12 protein-coding genes and 1 pseudogene are annotated in these 18,442 nt (G+C 69.2%); 2 read left to right on the top strand and 11 right to left on the bottom strand.

Annotated features, from left to right (window positions below):
- The first annotated feature begins 290 nt into the window (after nucleotides 1–290).
- Nucleotides 291–1,379, top strand: a complete 1,089-nt coding sequence (locus tag MKK64_RS26605) for an AraC family transcriptional regulator (RefSeq protein ID WP_243938687.1) — start codon at nucleotides 291–293, stop codon at nucleotides 1,377–1,379.
- A gap of 173 nt (nucleotides 1,380–1,552) precedes the next feature.
- On the opposite strand, the gene MKK64_RS26600 is transcribed toward MKK64_RS26605, so the two are convergent.
- The 6 genes and pseudogenes from MKK64_RS26600 to MKK64_RS26575 form a co-directional block, all read right to left on the bottom strand.
- A complete protein-coding gene (locus MKK64_RS26600; RefSeq protein ID WP_243938684.1) occupies nucleotides 1,553–2,905 on the bottom strand; it encodes a UDP-glucose dehydrogenase family protein in 1,353 nt (450 codons plus the stop codon).
- Nucleotides 2,906–3,225: 320 nt separating this feature from the next.
- Nucleotides 3,226–4,698 (bottom strand): mannose-1-phosphate guanylyltransferase/mannose-6-phosphate isomerase, encoded by a 1,473-nt coding sequence (locus MKK64_RS26595; protein ID WP_243938682.1) that lies wholly within the window; start codon nucleotides 4,696–4,698, stop codon nucleotides 3,226–3,228.
- Nucleotides 4,699–4,922: 224 nt separating this feature from the next.
- A pseudogene (gene rfbA / locus MKK64_RS26590) lies at nucleotides 4,923–5,786 on the bottom strand (glucose-1-phosphate thymidylyltransferase RfbA); the annotation flags it as partial.
- Between the two features lie 100 nt (nucleotides 5,787–5,886).
- Nucleotides 5,887–6,990, bottom strand: a complete 1,104-nt coding sequence (locus MKK64_RS26585) for an aminotransferase DegT (RefSeq protein ID WP_147862886.1) — start codon at nucleotides 6,988–6,990, stop codon at nucleotides 5,887–5,889.
- Between the two features lie 329 nt (nucleotides 6,991–7,319).
- Nucleotides 7,320–8,501: a DegT/DnrJ/EryC1/StrS family aminotransferase gene (locus MKK64_RS26580; RefSeq protein WP_243938678.1), complete on the bottom strand. Its 1,182-nt coding sequence runs from the start codon at nucleotides 8,499–8,501 to the stop codon at nucleotides 7,320–7,322.
- Nucleotides 8,502–9,381: 880 nt separating this feature from the next.
- On the bottom strand, nucleotides 9,382–9,849 hold the full coding sequence (locus tag MKK64_RS26575; RefSeq protein ID WP_147858470.1) for an Lrp/AsnC family transcriptional regulator: 468 nt from the start codon (nucleotides 9,847–9,849) through the stop codon (nucleotides 9,382–9,384).
- A 125-nt stretch (nucleotides 9,850–9,974) separates the two neighbouring features.
- Between MKK64_RS26575 and MKK64_RS26570 the strand changes: the two genes are divergently transcribed.
- The gene (locus MKK64_RS26570) at nucleotides 9,975–12,332 is read left to right on the top strand and encodes a transketolase (protein ID WP_243938676.1); all 2,358 of its coding nucleotides are present in this window, start codon (nucleotides 9,975–9,977) and stop codon (nucleotides 12,330–12,332) included.
- 112 nt (nucleotides 12,333–12,444) lie between these two features.
- On the opposite strand, the gene MKK64_RS26565 is transcribed toward MKK64_RS26570, so the two are convergent.
- From MKK64_RS26565 to MKK64_RS26545, 5 genes are all read right to left on the bottom strand, one after another.
- On the bottom strand, nucleotides 12,445–13,767 hold the full coding sequence (locus MKK64_RS26565; RefSeq protein ID WP_147726130.1) for an MFS transporter: 1,323 nt from the start codon (nucleotides 13,765–13,767) through the stop codon (nucleotides 12,445–12,447).
- 133 nt (nucleotides 13,768–13,900) lie between these two features.
- Nucleotides 13,901–14,824 carry a hydroxymethylglutaryl-CoA lyase gene (locus MKK64_RS26560; RefSeq protein ID WP_243938674.1) on the bottom strand — a complete coding sequence of 308 codons (924 nt, stop codon included), beginning with the start codon at nucleotides 14,822–14,824 and terminating at the stop codon, nucleotides 13,901–13,903.
- Nucleotides 14,821–16,038, bottom strand: a complete 1,218-nt coding sequence (locus MKK64_RS26555; protein WP_147840769.1) for a CaiB/BaiF CoA-transferase family protein — start codon at nucleotides 16,036–16,038, stop codon at nucleotides 14,821–14,823. The genes MKK64_RS26560 and MKK64_RS26555 overlap by 4 nt, the downstream gene beginning before the upstream one ends.
- 108 nt (nucleotides 16,039–16,146) lie before the next feature.
- Nucleotides 16,147–17,070: a LysR family transcriptional regulator gene (locus MKK64_RS26550; RefSeq protein WP_243938672.1), complete on the bottom strand. Its 924-nt coding sequence runs from the start codon at nucleotides 17,068–17,070 to the stop codon at nucleotides 16,147–16,149.
- A 238-nt stretch (nucleotides 17,071–17,308) separates the two neighbouring features.
- Entirely contained in the window at nucleotides 17,309–18,358 is a 1,050-nt protein-coding gene (locus MKK64_RS26545) for a ketopantoate reductase family protein (protein ID WP_147726134.1), read from the bottom strand.
- Nucleotides 18,359–18,442: the final 84 nt, after the last annotated feature.

Raw genomic sequence — 18,442 nt, 5'->3', positions numbered from 1 at the left:
CCACCATTGCGCTCCCGATCAGCTGAGGGTTCTCGTTGACGTGCAGGCCGAGCGACGTCTAAGTTTCTCTCAATACTGAGAGAAACCGTATTGCGTTCGCGATTGCGCGGACGCTCGATGTAGCCGGCTTGACCATTGGATACGCCCGCCATGGACTCGCTGTCTTGTCTTTTCGCGCCAGATATTTGCGACGTCGCGCCTCGGCGATCTCGAGCGATCCCGGCCACGAACTTTTCGGCGGCCGGATCCGCTCTCGTTCCCCTCCTGAACCCGATCCGTGAAGCGGTCGCATGACGGACCTCGGCGCAGCGCTGCCACAAGATCCGTCCCTGAGCGGCACGGCCGTCGCGCTCGCGGTCGAACGGCTCGTCCTGGCCGGGTTGGAGCCCGATCCGCTGCTTCGTCAGGCCGGCCTCGTCGGCGCGGATGCGGATATGCCGGTGCGCGGCGACGCGGCCGAGAAGCAGGGCGTCTTTCTCGATACCGCGGCCGACGTGCTCCAGGACCGGTCGCTCGGCCTGCACATCGCCCAGGATTACGAGCTGCGCCGGTTGGGCCTGTTCTTCTACCTGATGGCGTCGTCGGAAACGGTCGGCGAGGCGCTGAGCTGCTTCGAGCGCTACGTGCGCACGCAGGATGCCGGGCTCGACGCCTCGTATCGCCAATCCGACGTCGCCCTCACGGTGGCCGTGCGCCCCCTCGACGTCGGCTTGGCCCCCAGCCGGCATCTTTCGGAATTCCTGATGCTCTCGCTCTATCGACTGGTGACGTCGTTCACGCCGGCGACGCCGCTCGGCGTGAGCTTCGTCCACGTCCATCCCGAGACCGCCGAAGACACCGAGACCTCGTTCGCCGCACCGGTCCACTTCGGCGCATCGGAGAACCGGATCGCATTCGCGGTCGACATCGCGAATGCGCGCCTGCCGAGCTTCGACCCCTACCTCCACGGGTCGCTCGTCCGTCAGTTCGAGCATGCGGCCGAGGCGGCGCAGGCGGAGCCGAAGTTCCTCTGGTCCGACGTCAAGAAGGCGATGGCGCCGCGGCTCTCGAACCGGACGGCGACCATGGCCGACATCGGGCGCGACCTCGGGATGAGCACCCGCACCCTGTCGCGCCGGCTTCGCGAGGAGGGCAAGACCTTCAGCGGGGTCCTGGACGAGCTGCGGTCCGAGCTCGCCAACTACTACATCCGGATCAAGGGTTTGCCGATCACGGAGATCGCGTGGCTGCTGGGTTATCGCGAGGCGAGCGCGGTCGTCGTCGCGTTTCGGCGCTGGACCGGCCTGTCGCCGACCGAGCTGCGGCGACGGAACGAGGCCATGACGATGGTGCGCAGCGCAGCGGCTCCGGACGAGAACGCGAGCGGGCCATCGCACTGACGGCCGCGCAGCTGCGCCGTTCGCACAGCCTTCGGTCCGTTATTTCGGAAGAACGATCGGGATCGTCTCGGGGCGCCGGAACAGCGGAAGGGATGGTTGCCCGCTCGGTCACGACGAGGAACGACCGGACGTGAGACGCCCCGGTCGCGTGACGCGCGACCGGGGCCGTGCCGTCACCCCGCAAGCGCCAGCGGGATCACGCGATTCGGCTTGCCGGCGTCGGCATCGCCCTTCCCGACGCCGACGTAGCGGAAGCCCGCCTTCTCGACCCGCTCGGGCCCGTAAACGTTCCGCAGGTCGACGAGGATGGGCCGGGCCATCGCGCCGCGGAGGCGATCGAGATCGAGCGCACGGAACACGTCCCATTCGGTGACGATCACGACGGCATCCGCATCGACCACGCAATCGTACGCGTCGAGGCAGTACGAGACGTTGGCGATCATCGCGCGGGCCTGATCCATTCCTTCGGGATCGTAGGCACGGATCCGCGCGCCGGCATCCTGCAGCGCCGTGATGATCGAGATCGCCGGCGATTCGCGCATGTCGTCGGTATTCGGCTTGAAGGTCAGCCCCAGGATCGCGATCGTCCGCCCGCGCACGCCGCCGCAGGCCGCGATGACCTTTCGGGCGATGATGCGCTTGCGATGATCGTTCGAGGCGGCCGCGGTCTCGACGATGCGCATGGGCGCCCCGTGCGCCTGCGCCATGGCGATCATCGCCTGGGTGTCCTTCGGGAAGCAGGAGCCGCCGAAGCCGGGCCCGGCATGCAGGAACTTGGCGCCGATCCTCTTGTCGAGGCCGATGCCGTGCGCGACGTCCTGGACATCCGCGCCGGCCTGCTCGCAGAGGTCCGCGACCTCGTTGATGAAGGCGATCTTCGTGGCGAGGAAGGCATTGGCCGCGTACTTCGTCATCTCCGAGCTGCGCCGGCCCATGAACAGGATCGGAGCCTTGTTGAGGAACAGCGGCCGGTACAGCTCCTCCATCACCGCCCGCGCGCGCTCGTCTTCGGCGCCGACGACGATACGGTCCGGCCGCTTGAAATCGTTGATCGCCGCCCCCTCCCGCAGGAACTCCGGATTCGAGACGACGGCGAAATCGAGCTGCGGCCGCAGCTCCCGGACGATGCGCTCGACCTCGTCGCCGGTCCCGACCGGCACGGTCGACTTCACCACGATGACGGCGTAGCCGCTCAGCGCCACGGCGACTTCCCGGACGGCATCGAAGACGAAACTCAGATCGGCTTGGCCGTCCCTGGCGCGCGCCGGCGTTCCGACCGCGATGAAGATTACCTCGGCCGATGCCACCGCCGTCGCGAGATCCGTCGAGAAGCTCAGGCGCTCGTCCGCGAGATTGCTGGCGACCATGCCGTCCAGATGCGGCTCGTAGATCGGCAGGACGGCACGTCTCAGAGCGGAGATCTTGTCGGCGTCGCGATCGACGCAGACGACGGTGTGTCCGAAATCCGCGAAACATGCGCCCGAGACGAGACCGACATATCCTGATCCAATGACGGCGACGCGCATCGTACCGACTCCTCTCGTGAGGTTACCCAGGCCAACGCCGCGTCGACGGCGTCGAAGACGACAAGTGAAAGAATGATGTCCTTAAATATCGTCGGACGACAGGGCGTGTATTGGTCTATTTGGAACAAGCCGATCGCTCCAGTAGGCAAATAGCGTGTAGCTCTTTTGGGGAGAAGACCGTGCTCGTTGCCTGTGATGCGGCGTGGTTCCACACGGGCGGTCGGAAGGGGTGGCACGGTCTCGCAGCCTGATCGCGAGCGTGGTGCGGTCGTCGCCGCTCCGCTGGCGGCGTCACGCAGCCGAGACGCCCGGCGATAACGCTACCGCCCGTAGACATCCTCGACGCGGATGATGTCGTCCTCGCCGGTATAGGAGCCGACCTGGACCTCGATCAGCTCGAGCGGGATCTTGCCGGGGTTGGTCAGGCGGTGCAGCGCGCCGATCGGCAGGTAGACCCCTTCGTTCTCATGCACGAGGATGATCTGCTCGTTCAGCGTGACCTCGGCCGTGCCCTTGACGACCACCCAGTGCTCGGCGCGGTGGAAATGCTTCTGCAGCGACAGGCGCCCGCCGACCTTCACCATGATGCGCTTGACCTGGAAGCGCTCGCCGATGTCGATGCGCTGGTACCAGCCCCAGGGCCGGTACATCCGCCGGTGCGCGTCGGCCTCCGGGTGGGCCTTCTTGCGCAGGCCGGCGACCAGTTCCTTGACCCGGCCCGACTGCGCCTTCGAGGCGACCAGCACCGCGTCGGGGGTGGCCACCACCACCACGTCGTCGAGGCCGACCACCGTGGTCAGCCCCTCGCCCTCGCTGTGCACCAGGCTGTTCGAGGTGGCGACGAGCTCGACCCGGCCCCGCACGGCGTTGCCCTGCTCATCGCGGTCGAGCACCTGCCAGACCGCGTCCCAGGTGCCGACGTCCGACCACGGGAACGACACCGGCAGCACGCCGGCGCGCGTCGTGCGCTCCATCACCGCGTAGTCGATCGAGATCTTCGGAGCCTCGGCGAAGGCGGCGGCGTCGAGGCGGACGAAGTCGAGATCGGTGGTGGCCGCGTCCACGGCCGCCCGGGCGGCGCCGATCACCTCGGGCACGTGCGCCTCGAGCTCGGCGATCATGGTGTCGGCCCGGAACAGGAAGTATCCGGAATTCCAGAGCGCGCCTTCCGCGATCAGACGCTCGGCACCGGCCAGGTCCGGCTTCTCGACGAAGCGCTCGACGGTGTGCAGGCCGGGAAGCTCCTCCAGGCCCGCACCGGGCCGGATGTAGCCGTAATCGCGCGCCGGGCGCGTCGGCTCGATGCCGAGCGTCATGATCATGCCCCGTCGCGCGCCTTCGGCGGCTTCGGCCACGGCCTGCCGGAAGCCCTCGGTGTCGCCGATGACGTGGTCGGCGGCGAGGATGAGCACGACCGCCTGCGGGTCCGTGCGGGCCGCGTGCACGGCCGCGACCGCGACGGCCGCCGCCGAGTCCCGTCGTTCCGGCTCGAGCAGGATGTCGGCGGCGACGCCGCATTGTGCCAGCTGCTCGGCGACGATGAACCGGGCATCCGCGTAGGTCAGGACGATCGGCCGGCCGAAGACCGGCGTATCGGCCACGCGCAACGCGGCGGCCTGGAACGTCGAGGTATCCGGGTTCACCAGCCGCGAGAACTGCTTCGGCATGCTCTCGCGCGAGGCCGGCCACAGCCGCGTGCCGGAGCCGCCGCACAGGATCACCGGGCGGACCGGGCTCTTGCGATCGCCGTGCTTCGTCAGGGACAGCACGCTCGGAGACACGTGGTAGGTCATGGCGACTCGATCCGGATCGGAAGGGTTTCGGCAGTCTCGATGACGATGAGACCGATCCGATCTGCAGGGCTTGCTGAAGAACGGCATCGGCGATCGCGCGCGCGGCTCCATGCGCGCGATGCTGCTCACGCGACGCGGATGTCGCGGTGATGGGGCGCCGGTTCGCGCGGGAGGATCTGGCCCGGGGCCTTCACCATGAGATGGATCGGCTTGGCCGGCTGCTTGTCGCGCGCCAAGCGGAGCAGGTTCTGGCCGTACGGCGTCTTCGCGAAGAGCTCGCCGCGGGCGACGAGTTGCTCGTGGCTGATGAAACGCTGCCGATAGGCGATCTCCTCGAGGCAGGCGACCTGAAGCCCCTGCCGCCGTTGCAGCGTCCGCACGAACTCGCCGGCTTCGAGAAGGCTGTCGTGCGTGCCGGTGTCGAGCCAGGCATAGCCGCGCCGCAGCAGCTCCACGTGCAGGTCGCCGCGTTCCAGGTAGGCCTGGTTCACGCTGGTGATCTCCAGCTCGCCCCGGGCCGAAGGCCTCGTCGCCGCTGCGATGTCGAGCACCCGGTTGTCGTAGAGATAGAGCCCGGTCACGGCCCAGTGGCTCTCGGGCCGGATCGGCTTCTCGACGAGCTTTTGCGGCCGGCCGCGACCGTCCAGGGTGACGACGCCGTAGGCTTCGGGGCCGTCGACGTGATAGGCGAAGACGGTCGCCCCGCGCTCGCGCATCGCCGCGCGGACGAGCAGGTTCTTGAGGCCGGCCCCGAAGAACAGGTTGTCGCCCAGCACCAGGGCGACCGGGTCGGTTCCGACGAAGTCGCGCCCGATGATGAAGGCCTGGGCCAGCCCCTCGGGCTTGGGCTGCACCGCATAGGAGAAGCGCAGGCCGAACTGCTCGCCGGTGCCGAGCAGCTGCTGATAGCTGCCGAGGTGCTCGGGCGCGGAGATGATCAGGATCTCGCGGATGCCCGCCAGCATCAGCACCGAGATCGGATAGTAGATCATCGGCTTGTCGTAGATCGGGAGCAGCTGCTTGTTGATGGCCAGCGTCGCCGGGTGAAGCCGGGTCCCGGACCCTCCGGCGAGGACGATGCCCTTCATGGCGACCCACTCCTCCTGCTCGACGGCGCCCCGCCGGGGACGCGATCACGATCCGAAACATCCGAAGCTCCGCCGGGACGTGCCCGAAGCGATCCAGGCCTCACCGCGCCGCGGCGGCCGGTCTCAGGTCGGGCGCCGCACCGATCCCCGCCGCCTGCTCCAGCACGTGAAGGTCGAGCGCGAACGGCGATGGGGGCGCGACGTCTTCGCGCGCGGCGGTCAGCAGATTGTCCAGCAGCATCGAGCCGACGGCCGTCTGCCAGAGCCACAGCCCGTTTGCCTGACCGACGAAGCTCGGTTCGCCACCGAGGGCACCGGCCGGCCTGAAGCCGGCGGCGAGACCGATCCCGAACACGCCGGCGACCGGCCGGCCCTTCGCGTCGAGAACCCGACAGGCACCATCCACAGCGGGACGGGGGGACGTGTTTCCCGTCAGGCGGATCGGTGCACCGCTCGAATCGAACAGGGGCAGCAGTCTCGGTCGATAGCCCAGCGCCGCGACGATGACGTCGGCCTCCTCGAGAAGGCGATGCGCGGGGGCCGGATCCGCGCCGTCGATGAGCATCGGAACGACACGCGGGTCCCCCGGCCGCCCGCCGATGCGTCTGACGTTCATGATCAGGTCACGGGATTCGGTCCGGAATCCGGCGAACCGGAAGACGAAGCCGCTCACCGGGCAGATGTCGCAAGGCTCGAACTCCGTATAGCCGTCGGCCAGAGCCGCCTCGGAGGACGGATAGAAGATCCGCAGCGGGCGCCGATGCAGGATCTGGATGCTGCCGGGCCGCTTCGTCTCCTCGGGCAGGGTTCTCAGGAGCAGCACCGCCGTTGCGACCGCGCTCGTGCTGCCGCCGACGATCGCGATGCGCGGCTCGGTGCGGCCCAGCAGGAAGCGAGCGAGGCGCTCCGTGCCGCCCTGTCGCAGGACATCGTCGGATTGCAGGATCTTGCCGGCGAATGTCGGCAGGAGCGGCCGGCCCGCGACCGGCTCCTCAAGCAACCGCGCCGGATCCTGTGCGCCGCCGGTGGCGAGGAGCAGCGTGTCCGACACGACCTCGAAGGTCGTGCCCATCGTCCTGCTGCAGGTTTTCGTGTGCCACAGCCCGTCCGCGTCGCGGTGGGCGCTCGTCGCCTCGTGATCGACGAGGACCAGCCCTCCGGCATCCAGGATCGCCTTGTGGAGGACCTCGCCGATCAGGACCATCAGGGCCCCGGCCTTCTCCAGCGGGATCGATCCCTTTCCGTAGCCCCGCAACTCCCGGCACAGGGGATGGTCGACCAGCTGGCCGAGCCGCGGGTCGGCGTGATCGGTGACCGCCGTGAGGAAGGTTTCGGCCGTGCTGTCGGACCAGATCGCGTAGCGCCCCAGGCGTCCGGCTCCGAGGATCGGCCCGGCCTCGATGACGGCGACGCCGCCGGCGAGGATCTCGTCGAGGCGCCCGTCTCGCGAGGCCGCGACGAGGGGCGCGAGCGCGGCCGGGCCGCCGCCGACGATGGTGGTGCGGAACGGCGCCTTCGGCGCACGCCGGGCCATCACGCCACCTGCTCCCGAGCCTGGGCGCCGCAGGCCGTGCGAAACGCCTCGCAGATCCGGCCGACATCCGCGACGGTGAGGAAATCCGAGAGCGGGAGTGAGACGACGTGCGCGCTGAGCGCATCGGCCACGGGAAGCGCGCCGAAGACGCACCGCTGCTGAAAGTAGGGCTGCTGCCCGACATGGGGGCTGAAGTAACTCCCCGTGCCGACGCCCATCCGTGCCATGTCCGCACGGATCGCGTCCCTGCTCGCGGCCGATCCGACCGGGAGCAGCACGGGCATGAACTGATAGACGATGCGCTCGCCCGGCGCCTGCTGCATCGAGAAGTCGCGCAACGCCTCGCGATACGCGGCGGTGAGGATCTGCCTGTGCCGAGCGCGTTCCTCGAAATCGCCGAGGCGGACGAGGGCGCCGAGCGCGGCGACCTCCGACATCTTGGCGTTCATCCCCGGCAGCACGGCCGAGCGCTCGCTGTCGAAGCCGAAATTCGCCATGCTCCGCAGGAGCGCGATCGTCTCGGCATCGGTGCTGTAGATCAGTCCGCCCTCGCCGACGCCGAACGGCTTGGTGCCGTGCATCGAATAGACGATCATGTGCGGGGAGCCGGTGCCGAAGGCTCGACCGAGCTGGTCGAGGCATCCGAGCGAGGCGGCGGCGTCGATCACGATCGAAACATCGTGTTCCTGCGCCAGGCGATCGTAGCGCGCGAGATCGATGCACGCCCCGAAGGTCGCATACGGCATGATCGCGACGACCTCTCCGGCATGGGCCCTCAAGGCCTCGTCCTCGGCGATCCGGCAGGCGCACCAATCCGACGGATCGACGTCGATCAGCAGCGGCGTGAGGCCTGCCCACAGCGCCGCATGGGCCGTCGCCGCGAACGTGAAGGCCGGCATGATGACGTAGCGCGCGGTCGGCCCGGACCGTTCGGCGGCCAGCTTCAACGCCAGCATCAAACCGCTCGTCGCATTGCAGACGGTGAGGCACGAACCGACGCCGCCGAAGACGTTCTCGATCATCGCCGCTTCGAGTCGCGTATTGGTCGGCCCATAATTGCTCAACCAACAGGATCTCTCGATCTCTTGGAGCTCGCTGACGTGATCGCTCAGGCGCGGCGCATCCGGCTTCGTGAGGGGCAGATAGTTCGCTGCGATGGTTTCCAGCGCTCGCACTGTCATGGTGAGACCTCAGAATTACTGAATTCGCCTTGATCGCCGTTCGGGAGAACTGATCCCCGACGCGAGAAGCATGGCGGCAGTATTTTTTCTATTCAATTCACCGAACGCCTATATTATTGACTAGCCCAAAATTGCTCGCGGCCGAATATCAGGCTTCATGGTTTGGAGAGATGTCGGGGTGACAGCAGAGCGATCGAGTTGCTGCGAATTCAATCAATTATCGGCCGTATACAGCTGCGGAATATTGGAAAAATTTACCGGCAGGTTCCTTGGCACTGTCACGCGCCGTCGCGGGCCATCGCGCGCGGCCACGGCTCAGGGGTCTTCCGCCGACCGTTCCTCAGCGCGACCACGGAGGGACGGGGCATCGCCGAACGCGTTCGCACGCGCAAAAGGATTAGGGTTGGCGCCGATGATGTATCCGTTTCGGCCCAAGCGAATACGTCCATCGGGAAACCGCGAAGATCGCCGGTGTCTCGCAAGATGTCGTCCGCGCGGCTTGAAAGGCCTCGATGGTGTCGTTTCGCGCGAAGAAGTCCGCATTCGACGGGTCCCGATTCTGCTCGAATACCGAGATTGCCGGATCCGGGCGATGCGGTTGCCCTCCGTCGCTTCGGCCGAGCCGATCCTGTCGAGGGCGACGGCACCACGCCGCCCGCGGCGCTGCCCGACGGGGTGACGATTGCTTCAGCCCCCCACATCCGGCACGGGCGGGCGCCGCTGGATGGATTGGTAATGACGTTCTGTCGGACCATGGCGGTCGCAACAGGCCTTCCGAACCGCCCCGGCGCAAGGCCGCCCGGTCGATCCATTGGGAAGCCGGTCCGATGGACGACGGTCCGGCGACCGAGCCCTTCGCTTCCACGCCGGCCGCGCGCGGTCAGACCGGAAGCACGTTGGTGTACTTCACCTGGCCCAGGGCGAAGCTCGACTCGATGGATCCGACCCCGTCGAGGCGGGTGAGCTTGTCCTTCAGGAAGCGCTCGTAGGCGGCGAGATCTGGGACGACGACGCGCACCAGATAGTCGTGCCGCCCGGTCATCAGGTAGCACTCCACCACCTCCGGCCAGCGCGCCACGGCCTCGGCGAAGCGGTCGAGTTCCTCCTCGCGCTGGCGCTCGAGCTTCACCGAGGCGAACACGCTGATCGGCAGGCCGACCTTGGCCTGATCGACCAGTGCCACGTAACCCTTGAGGATGCCGGCCTCCTCCAGCATCCGGATGCGGCGCAGGCACGGGGAGGCCGAAAGGCCGACCCGGCCGGCGAGATCCTGGATCGTCACGCGCCCGTCGCGCTGCAGCTCGGCCAGGATCTTCCGGTCGATCGCATCGATTCGTCGATCCTGCATGAACGAACCTCCAAGATCCGCTGGATTAGCGGATCCTGCCAAGATTTGCGCTCGGCACGCCGAGATTGGCAATTCCTGCCGCGTTCGTGGTGGCATTCTCAGGCCATCTCCGAGAGGCCGAACCGATGCACAGCGACCCGCGCCTGCCCTGCCTGACCGAACTGGAGCGCAAGGCCCTGTGGCTCTCCACCTGGATGATCCACAACGCCAATCACCTCCGCCCGAACCCGGACGGTATGAAGGTCGGCGGCCACCAGGCCTCGTCGGCCTCCCTCGCGACGATCCTGACGGCGCTCTACTTCGCGGTGCTGCGTCCGGAGGACCGCGTCGCGGTCAAACCCCATGCCAGCCCGATCTTCCACGCGATCCAGTATCTCGCCGGCAACCAGACCCGCGCGAAGCTGGAGACCTTCCGCGGCTTCGGCGGCGCGCAATCCTACCCGTCGCGGACCAAGGACACCGACGACGTCGACTTCTCGACCGGCTCCGTCGGCCTCGGCGTCGCGCAGACGCTGTTCGGGTCGCTGGTGCGCGACTACGTCCGCGCCCACGGCTGGGGCCTCGACCGGCCGGAAGGCCGGATGGTGGCGCTGGTCGGCGATGCCGAGATGGACGAGGGCAACATCTTCGAGGCCCTGATGGAGGGCTGGAAGCACGGCCTGCGCCGGACCTGGTGGATCATCGACTACAACCGCCAGAGCCTCGACGCGGTGATCCGCGAGGGTCTGTACACGCGCTTCGAGGAGATCTTCCGCTCGTTCGGCTGGGACGTCGTCGTCCTGAAATACGGGTCTCTGATGGACGCGGCCTTCCGCGAGCCGGGCGGGGCGCGGCTGCGCGCCTGGATCGACACCGCGCCGAACCAGCTCTACGCGGCCCTGACCTTCCAGGGCGGCGCGGCCTGGCGCCGCCGCCTCGAGGCGGACCTCGCCGACGACGCCGACGCGCTGGCGCTGATCGACCGCCGTTCGGACGCCGCCCTGGCCGCGCTGATGGGCAACCTCGGCGGCCACGACCTCACCAACCTGATCCGGGCCTTCGAGGCGGCCGACAACGATCGCCCGACCGTGTTCATCGCCTACACGGTCAAGGGCTTCGGGCTGCCGCTCGCCGGCCACAAGGACAACCATTCCGGGCTGCTCACCCCGGCCCAGATCGCGCTGCTCCGCGAGAGCATGGGCGTGCGCGAGGGGCGCGAATGGGAGCCGTTCGAGGGGCTGGCGCTGCCGGACGCCGAGCTGCGCCGCTTCATCGACGCGGCGCCGTTCTTCGCCGAGGGGCCGCGGCTGCGCACGGCGCCGCGGCTGCCGGTGCCGGCGGGCTTCCCACGCCCGCGCCAGCCGACGCAGTCGACGCAAGCGGGATTCGGGCTGATCCTCAACGAGCTGGCGCGATCCGACGCGCCGATCGCGGAGCGCATCGTCACCACCTCGCCCGACGTCACCGTCTCGACGAACCTCGGCGGCTGGGTGAACCGGCGGGGCCTGTTCGCCCGGGAGGAACTGCGCGACCTGTTCAAGGCGGAGCGCATCCCCTCGACCTTCACCTGGGACTTCTCGGCCAAGGGCCAGCACATCGAGCTCGGCATCGCCGAGATGAACCTGTTCCTGCTGCTCTCGGGCCTGGGCCTGTCGCACAAGCTGTTCGGCGAGCGGCTGATCCCGATCGGCACGCTCTACGATCCGTTCATCAGCCGCGGCCTGGATGCCCTGAACTACGCCTGCTACCAGGATGCCCGCTTCATCCTCGCGGCGACGCCGTCGGGCGTGACCTTGGCGCCGGAAGGGGGCGCCCACCAGTCGATCGGCACGCCGCTGATCGGGATGGCGCAGGACGGGTTGTCGAGCTTCGAGCCGGCGTTCGTCGACGAGCTGTCGGTGCTGATGGCGCACGCCCTCGACCATGTGCAGCTCGAGGGGCCGGAGGGCGGCTCGGTCTACTTCCGGCTCTCGACCCGCAGCATCGCGCAGCTGCAGCGCACGATGACGCCGGCCCTGTCCGACGCGATCGTCGCCGGCGGCTATTGGCTGCGCGAGCCCGGCCCGAACGCGGAGATCGTGGTCGCCTATACCGGCGCCGTCGCGCCCGAGGCGATCGAGGCGGTGGGCCTGATGGCCGAGGACCGGCGCGACATCGGCCTGCTCGCCGTCACCTCCGCCGATCGGCTCCATGCCGGCTGGACGGCGGCGCAGCGCGCCCGCGAGGGCGGCGACCGGACGGCGCGGAGCCACGTCGAGGCCCTGCTCGCCGGCCTGCCGCCGCATTGCGGGCTCGTCACGGTGATCGACGGCCACCCGGCGACGCTCGGCTGGCTCGGTGCCGTGCAGGGTCACCGCACCCGGGCGCTCGGCGTCGAGCGCTTCGGCCAGACCGGCACCGTCGCCGATCTCTACCGGCACTACGGCCTCGATGCCCGCGGCATCGCCAAGGCCGCCCTGGCGCTGGCACCCGAGCGGCCGATCCGCAACCTGCGCATCGCCTGAGCGCCGCACGTGACGCTGCGCGACCCGATGCGGCTCGACATCGGCGTGATCGCCCGGGCTCCCTCGCAGGGCGAGATCTCGGCGGGTGTGGGACCGCCGAGGACTGGCCGGATCAGGGATTGCGGTCGTTGCGGCGCAGGCTGGCGGGCGATGCGAAGATCAGCAGGCCGGCCGCGACCAGGCAGAGGATGCCGATGCCGTAGAGGGCGGGCGTCGTCGAGCCGGTCAGGTCCTTCACCCAGCCGACCGCCACGGGGCTGACGATGCCGCCGAACTGGCCGAGCGTGTTGATGAGCGCGATGCCGCCGGCGGCCCCGACGCCGGTGACGAGCTTGGCCGGCAGCGTCCAGAAGGTCGGGATCGAGGCGACGATGCCGGCGCCGACCAGCGCCAGGGCGATCATCAGCGGCACGATCTGCTTGTCGAACAGCCCGGCGGCGAAGAAGCCGATCGCCGCCGCCACCGCGAGGCCGGCGACGAATTTCGGCCGGTCGCCGGAGGCGTCGGACAGGCGCCCGATCACGACCATGCTGATCGCGCCGCAGATGTAGGGGATCGCGGTGAGGAAGCCGACGGAGGCCGCGGTGCCGCCGGTGGCGGTCTTGATCAGGTCCGGCCCCCAGAAGTTCAGGCCGTACGAGCCGACCTGCAGCAGGAAGTAGACCAGGGCGATGAGGAGGAAGCCCGGCTGCCTGATCGCGCCCCAGAGCGAGTGGTCGCCGATGTCGCGGTTGTGGTGGGCGATCTTCGAGGCGAGCAGGTCCTTCTCCGGCTGCGTCAGCCAGCGCGCGTCGGCGATCCGATCGTCGAGACGCAGGAACACCAGCACGCCCAGCACCAGGCAGGGCAGGCCGCCGGCCAGGAACAGCCATTGCCAGCCGGCGAGCCCCGCCGTGCCGTTGAGGCCGCCGAGGATCAGCCCCGCCACCGGCGCCCCGAAGATGCCGGAGAAGGCCGAGGCGACGAACATGAACGAGGTCACGCGGCCGCGGAACGAGGCCGGGAACCACAGCGTCAAGTAATACAGGATGCCCGGTGCGAAGCCGGCCTCCATCGCGCCGATGATGAAGCGCAGCAGGTAGAAGTGCCACTCGGTGCTGATGAAGACCATCAGGGCGGTGGCGATGCCCCAGGAGATCATGATCCGGGCGATCCAGCGCCGCGCGCCGACCTTGTACAGCAACAGGTTCGAGGGGACCTCGAAGATCACGTAGCCGACGACGAACATGCTCGCCCCGAGCCCGTAGGCGACGTTGCTGAAGCCGAGGTCGCTCTGGAGCTGGAACTTGGCGAAGCTGATGTTGATCCGGTCGAAGAACGCGAACATGTAGCAGACCATGATCAGCGGCATCAGCCGCCAAGCGGCCTTGCGGACCACGCTGCTCTCGGTGATGACGTCGAGACCCGCGAGCGGGCCGGTCGTGGCGGCGGTCATGGTTTCCTCCTGGAACGGGGCGGCGGGCGCCCCCGCCGGCCGGTCGCGGACGACCGTCGGGCAGGATGCGCGCGAGCACGGCGGAGCCGCCTTCTCCGAGAGGCTTCCGACGCGGATCGGTTCGGTCGGCGGCTCACGCCGCCCGGGGAACCGGGTGTAGATCGCAGGGGCGCCCGGCCTTGGCGACCTGGCCCGGCACGTCGTGGCCGACGAGGCGCGGCAGGTCGCGGGAGAGGCCGAGCAGGGCCTCGAGGTCGAGGCCGGTCTCGATCCCCATCTCGTGGGCCATGCTGACGAGGTCCTCGGTGCAGATGTTGCCCGTGGCGCCCGGCGCGAACGGGCAGCCGCCCAAGCCCCCGAGCGCCGCATCGAACCGGCGCGCGCCGGCGCCGTAGGCCGCGAGCACGTTGGCGAGCCCGAGCCCGCGGGTGTTGTGGAAGTGCAGGGTCAGCCGCTCGGCCGGCACGATCGCCAGCGCGCGGGCGACCAGGCGCTCCACCTGGCGCGGGTTGGCCATGCCGGTGGTGTCGGCGAGCGTCACGCCGGCGATGCCGAGCGCGAGGTATCGCTCGACCTGCGCCATCACCTTGTCGGCCGGCTGGTCGCCCTCGAAGGGGCAGCCGAAGGCGGTGGCCACCGTGGCGTTCGTCGACACGGGTGTACCCTTCACTGTCTCCATGATCCGGCCGAACCCCTCGATCGAGGCCTCCGGGCTCATGCCCATGTTGGCGCGGTTGTGGGTCTCGCTCACCGAGGCGACGAGGTTGACCTCGCAGACGCCGGCCGCGAGCGCCCGCTCGGCGCCTTTCGGGTTGGGCACCAGGGCGACGTAGACGGTGCCGGGCCGCCGGGCGATCCCGGCGAAGACCTCGGCCGCGTCGCGCAGTGCCGGCACGGCCTTCGGCGAGACGAAGGACGAGACCTCGATCCGCGAGAAGCCAGCGGCCGAGAGCGCGTCGATCAGCCGGATCTTCTCGGCGGTCTCGACGTAGCGCGGCTCGATCTGGAACCCGTCGCGGGTGGCGACCTCCTGGATCAGCATGGCGGTTTCGGTCATTGCACGGCTCCCTCGCGGCGCAGGCGCTCAATGGTCTCGGCGTCGCGGCCGAGGTCGGCGAGCACGGAATCGGTGTGGGCGCCGAGCGCCGGTCCCTGCCAGCGCACCGCCCCGGGGGTGCCGGACAGCTTGGGCACGATGCCGGGCATCTTCACCCGGGTGCCGCCGGGCAGCTCCGCGTCGAGGATCATGTCGCGGGCGCGGTAGTGCGGGTCGGCGACGATGTCGGCCACCGAGTAGATCCGTCCCGCCGGCACGTCGGCCGCCGCGAGCGCTGCGAGCGCTTCGTCCACGGTGTGCGCCCGGGTCCAGTCCGCGATCACGCCGTCGATCATGCCGGCCACCCGCGAGCGGCCGTCGTTGCTGCGCAGCGCCGGGTCGTCGGCGAGGTCGGGCCGGCCGACGACGGTCATCAGGCGGCGGTAGATCGGGTCCGAGTTGCCGGCGATGACGACGAAGCCGTCGTCCTTCGTCGGGTAGGTGTTCGAGGGCGTTATGCCGGGCAGCGCCCCGCCGGTGCGGGTGCGGACCTCGCCGAGCAGGTCGTATTCCGGGACCAGGCTCTCCATCACGTTGAACACGCTCTCTACGAGGGAGACGTCGATGACCTGGCCCTGGCCGCCGGCGGTCTTGACGTGGAGCAGCGCCATCAGCGCGCCGATCACCCCGTGGAGCGAGGCCAGGGTGTCGCCGATGCTGACGCCGACGCGGGCGGGCGGGCTGTCCGGGCTGCCGGTGGTGAAGCGGATGCCGCCCATCGACTCGCCGATCGCGCCGAAGCCCGGCCGGTCGCGATAAGGCCCGGTCTGGCCGTAGCCTGAGATGCGCACCATCACGAGCTTGGGGTTCAGCTCCGAGAGCACGTCCCAGCCGAGGCCGAGCTTCTCCAGGCCGCCGGGCCGGAAGTTCTCGACCACCACGTCGGCGCTCCGCACGAGGTCCTTGACCACCGCGAGCCCATCGGGCGCCTTCAGGTTGATCGCGATCGACTTCTTGTTGCGAGACTGCAGGTACCACCAGAGCGAGGTTCCCTCGTGCAGCTTGCGCCACTTGCGCAGGGGATCGCCGTCCCCCGGCGACTCGACCTTGATCACCTCGGCGCCGAACTCGGCCAGGATCTTGGTGGCGAACGGTGCCGCGATCAGCTGGCCGAGCTCGAGGACCCGGATCCCGTCGAGCGGACCCTTGGGCGATGCTTCGCCGGTGCCTGGCATGGCCGTTCCCTCCATTGTCTTTGGGTCGATCGGTATTGGATCGGGTGCACGCTGTCCAAACGCGATGCATCACCCCGCGTTCTCCGAAGGCGAACGCAGGTGCCCCTCTCAATCCCCGCCTGCCCGGCGCAGGTGATCGAACAGGACGGCCGCCGCCGGCGATTGCGTGCCCGGGCGGACGACGAGGCTCAGGGTCCGCCGCGCCCACGGGTCGGTGAGCGGCACAGCGGCGACGTTCATCTGCGGGCCGAGCAGGGCGTGCACTCGCTCGGGCACCACGCCGAGCCCCATCCCGGCCTGCGCCATGCGGCAGATCGCGTCGAAGCTCGGCACGTGGACGCGCAGGCGCAGCGGCCGCCCGAGGCGTCGGGCCTCGTCGCGGAGCGTGCCGTAGATCGAGCTCTCGCGGTGCATGCCGACATGGTCGTGGTCGAGGGTGTCGGCGAACGCGAGCGCGTCGCGGCCGGCGAGCGGGTGGCCGGCGGGCACGACGAGCACGAGGCGGTCGCTCCGATAGGGGTGGGCGACGAGGGAGCGCGGATCGGTGCTGCCGGCGCAGATGCCGAGATCGGCCGCTCCTTCCTCCACGCCGGCCACCACGCCGCCGCTCGGCCGCTCTTCCAGGTCGATCCCGATGCGGGCCTGCGCCGCCAGGAACGCCTGCAGGTCTTCGGGCAGGAACTGCACGATCGCCGAGAGGTTCGCGAGCACGCGGACGAAGCCGCGGAGCCCGCTGGCGTGCTCCGCGAGCTCCAGCGCGATCTGCTCGGCGGACCCCAGCATCCGGCGGGTGTGGTGCAGCAGCGTCTCCCCGGCGGGCGTCGGCCGCATGCCCCGTGGCTCGCGGATGAGCAGCTCGCAGCAGAGCGCGCGCTCCAGCTCGGCGAGCCGCTTGCTCACGGCGGAGGGGGCGATCGCGGCCCGGCGCGCCGCGCCGTTGAGCGTGCCCTCCTCGCAGATCGCCGCGAACAGCCGCAGCGTCTTGAGGTCGAGGCGGTTCAGGATGAACGGGGTCGGCGATCCCTCCGACATGGTCCGCGCCGCTCCCGTGATCCGATCGATCCGACCGGCGGACCCCGTGCTGCGATCCTGATCGCGCCCGGACGCTCCGGCAACGGGCCAAGCCTGAAGCACGCGCCCCGAGCCGCGTCCGGGCTCGGCGTCGCGGGGGGGCTCCACAAGCCGTCGGATCGCGTCGAGGAGGTACGTTATCCCGACGGGCGAGCGAGGTCCGGCCGCGTCTTCGGTGAGACGGGCCGGACCGGGCCGCTCAGCCCGGGATGATGCGCTCGTCGAGCTTCCGGTCCACGATCTCGACCGTTCGGTCGATCTCGGCATCGGGCATGTCGAGCTGGTGCGAGATCAGCTTCAGCAGCAGGTCGACACGCTCGATGTAGGGCGCGCCGCTCTCGACCGCCCGGGCGGCCGACGAAGGCTTCAGCAGGCCCTCGGCCGCCTTGGCGTACTTCTCGAACGGGACCTGATCGCTCGGGTCGGCACCGAGCCGTCGGGCCACCGCGTCGACGTGCTCGTAGATCGTGCGGGACAGGGGGAGGTCGCCGTGCACCGCGTCGCGGATCGAGCGCGGCGCCTGGGGCGTGATGCAGCGGTAGTTGCCGGTGAGCAGCATCGACCACTTCGCCAGGGGCACGAACAGCGAGTCGAACACCTTGAGCTTGACCGGAACGTCCTGGCCCTCGACGCGCACCGCGTCGATGTCCGCCTCGAGCTCGCGGAGCAGCGCGTTGTGCGCGGGATCGGCGAAGGTCGCCGCCTTGAAGTTCGTCGGCAACCCGACATGCAGGACGTTGGCGCCCTCGTCGGGCGGGCGGAACGCCTGCGGATCGGGCGAGCACAACGACATCAGGCCCGGCTCGAAGCGGTCCCAGACGCCGGCATTCGTGTAGGCCTCGCGCAGGTCCATCTTCGCGAGCGCCGGGATCCGATCGAGATACGGCAGCGGCGGCATGTTCATGATCGACAGGCACGGCAGCTTGGCCGCGGCGATCTTGATCATCAGCACACGGATCGTGTGGTTGTTGTACTGCGGCTCCTGCATCGCTAGGCCGACGAGATCGTAGCGCGAGACGTCGACGTCCTCGGGCGGCATCGCGTCGACCTTGCCCGGCAGGTCACGGGAATGAAACGACCGGTGCGTGGCCTCGTCGCGCAGCTTGATGCGGACTTCGGTGCCCTGGCTGTTGATCAGGTCCGCGGTTTTCCGACGGCAGACCAAGGTCACATCATGCCCGGCCATCAGCAGCTTCGTCGAAAGCAGCGAGCCGTATGACGCCCCCAGGATCAATATTCTGCGCGACATGGTTTCATCCCTGAGCGTTCGGTTCTTGTTTTTGCGCCGGACGAGGGCGCGGCTTGTATCTGGTATACGCAGCCGCCCGGCTCG

Source organism: Methylobacterium sp. E-025 (assembly GCF_022829705.1).
Classification (GTDB): Bacteria; Pseudomonadota; Alphaproteobacteria; order Rhizobiales; family Beijerinckiaceae; genus Methylobacterium.
Note: the sequence above shows the minus strand (reverse complement) of the source record. Positions and strands in the feature narration are given on the sequence as shown.

Excerpts from the sequence above, each read along its gene's own strand:
- MKK64_RS26605 (WP_243938687.1), top strand. The coding sequence starts at position 291 with ATGACGGACCTCGGCGCAGCGCTGCCACAAGATCCGTCCCTGAGCGGC.
- MKK64_RS26600 (WP_243938684.1), bottom strand. The coding sequence starts at position 2,905 with ATGCGCGTCGCCGTCATTGGATCAGGATATGTCGGTCTCGTCTCGGGC.
- MKK64_RS26595 (WP_243938682.1), bottom strand. The coding sequence starts at position 4,698 with ATGACCTACCACGTGTCTCCGAGCGTGCTGTCCCTGACGAAGCACGGC.
- MKK64_RS26585 (WP_147862886.1), bottom strand. The coding sequence starts at position 6,990 with ATGGTCCTGATCGGCGAGGTCCTCCACAAGGCGATCCTGGATGCCGGA.
- MKK64_RS26580 (WP_243938678.1), bottom strand. The coding sequence starts at position 8,501 with ATGACAGTGCGAGCGCTGGAAACCATCGCAGCGAACTATCTGCCCCTC.
- MKK64_RS26575 (WP_147858470.1), bottom strand. The coding sequence starts at position 9,849 with ATGCAGGATCGACGAATCGATGCGATCGACCGGAAGATCCTGGCCGAG.
- MKK64_RS26570 (WP_243938676.1), top strand. The coding sequence starts at position 9,975 with ATGCACAGCGACCCGCGCCTGCCCTGCCTGACCGAACTGGAGCGCAAG.
- MKK64_RS26565 (WP_147726130.1), bottom strand. The coding sequence starts at position 13,767 with ATGACCGCCGCCACGACCGGCCCGCTCGCGGGTCTCGACGTCATCACC.
- MKK64_RS26560 (WP_243938674.1), bottom strand. The coding sequence starts at position 14,824 with ATGACCGAAACCGCCATGCTGATCCAGGAGGTCGCCACCCGCGACGGG.
- MKK64_RS26555 (WP_147840769.1), bottom strand. The coding sequence starts at position 16,038 with ATGCCAGGCACCGGCGAAGCATCGCCCAAGGGTCCGCTCGACGGGATC.
- MKK64_RS26550 (WP_243938672.1), bottom strand. The coding sequence starts at position 17,070 with ATGTCGGAGGGATCGCCGACCCCGTTCATCCTGAACCGCCTCGACCTC.
- MKK64_RS26545 (WP_147726134.1), bottom strand. The coding sequence starts at position 18,358 with ATGTCGCGCAGAATATTGATCCTGGGGGCGTCATACGGCTCGCTGCTT.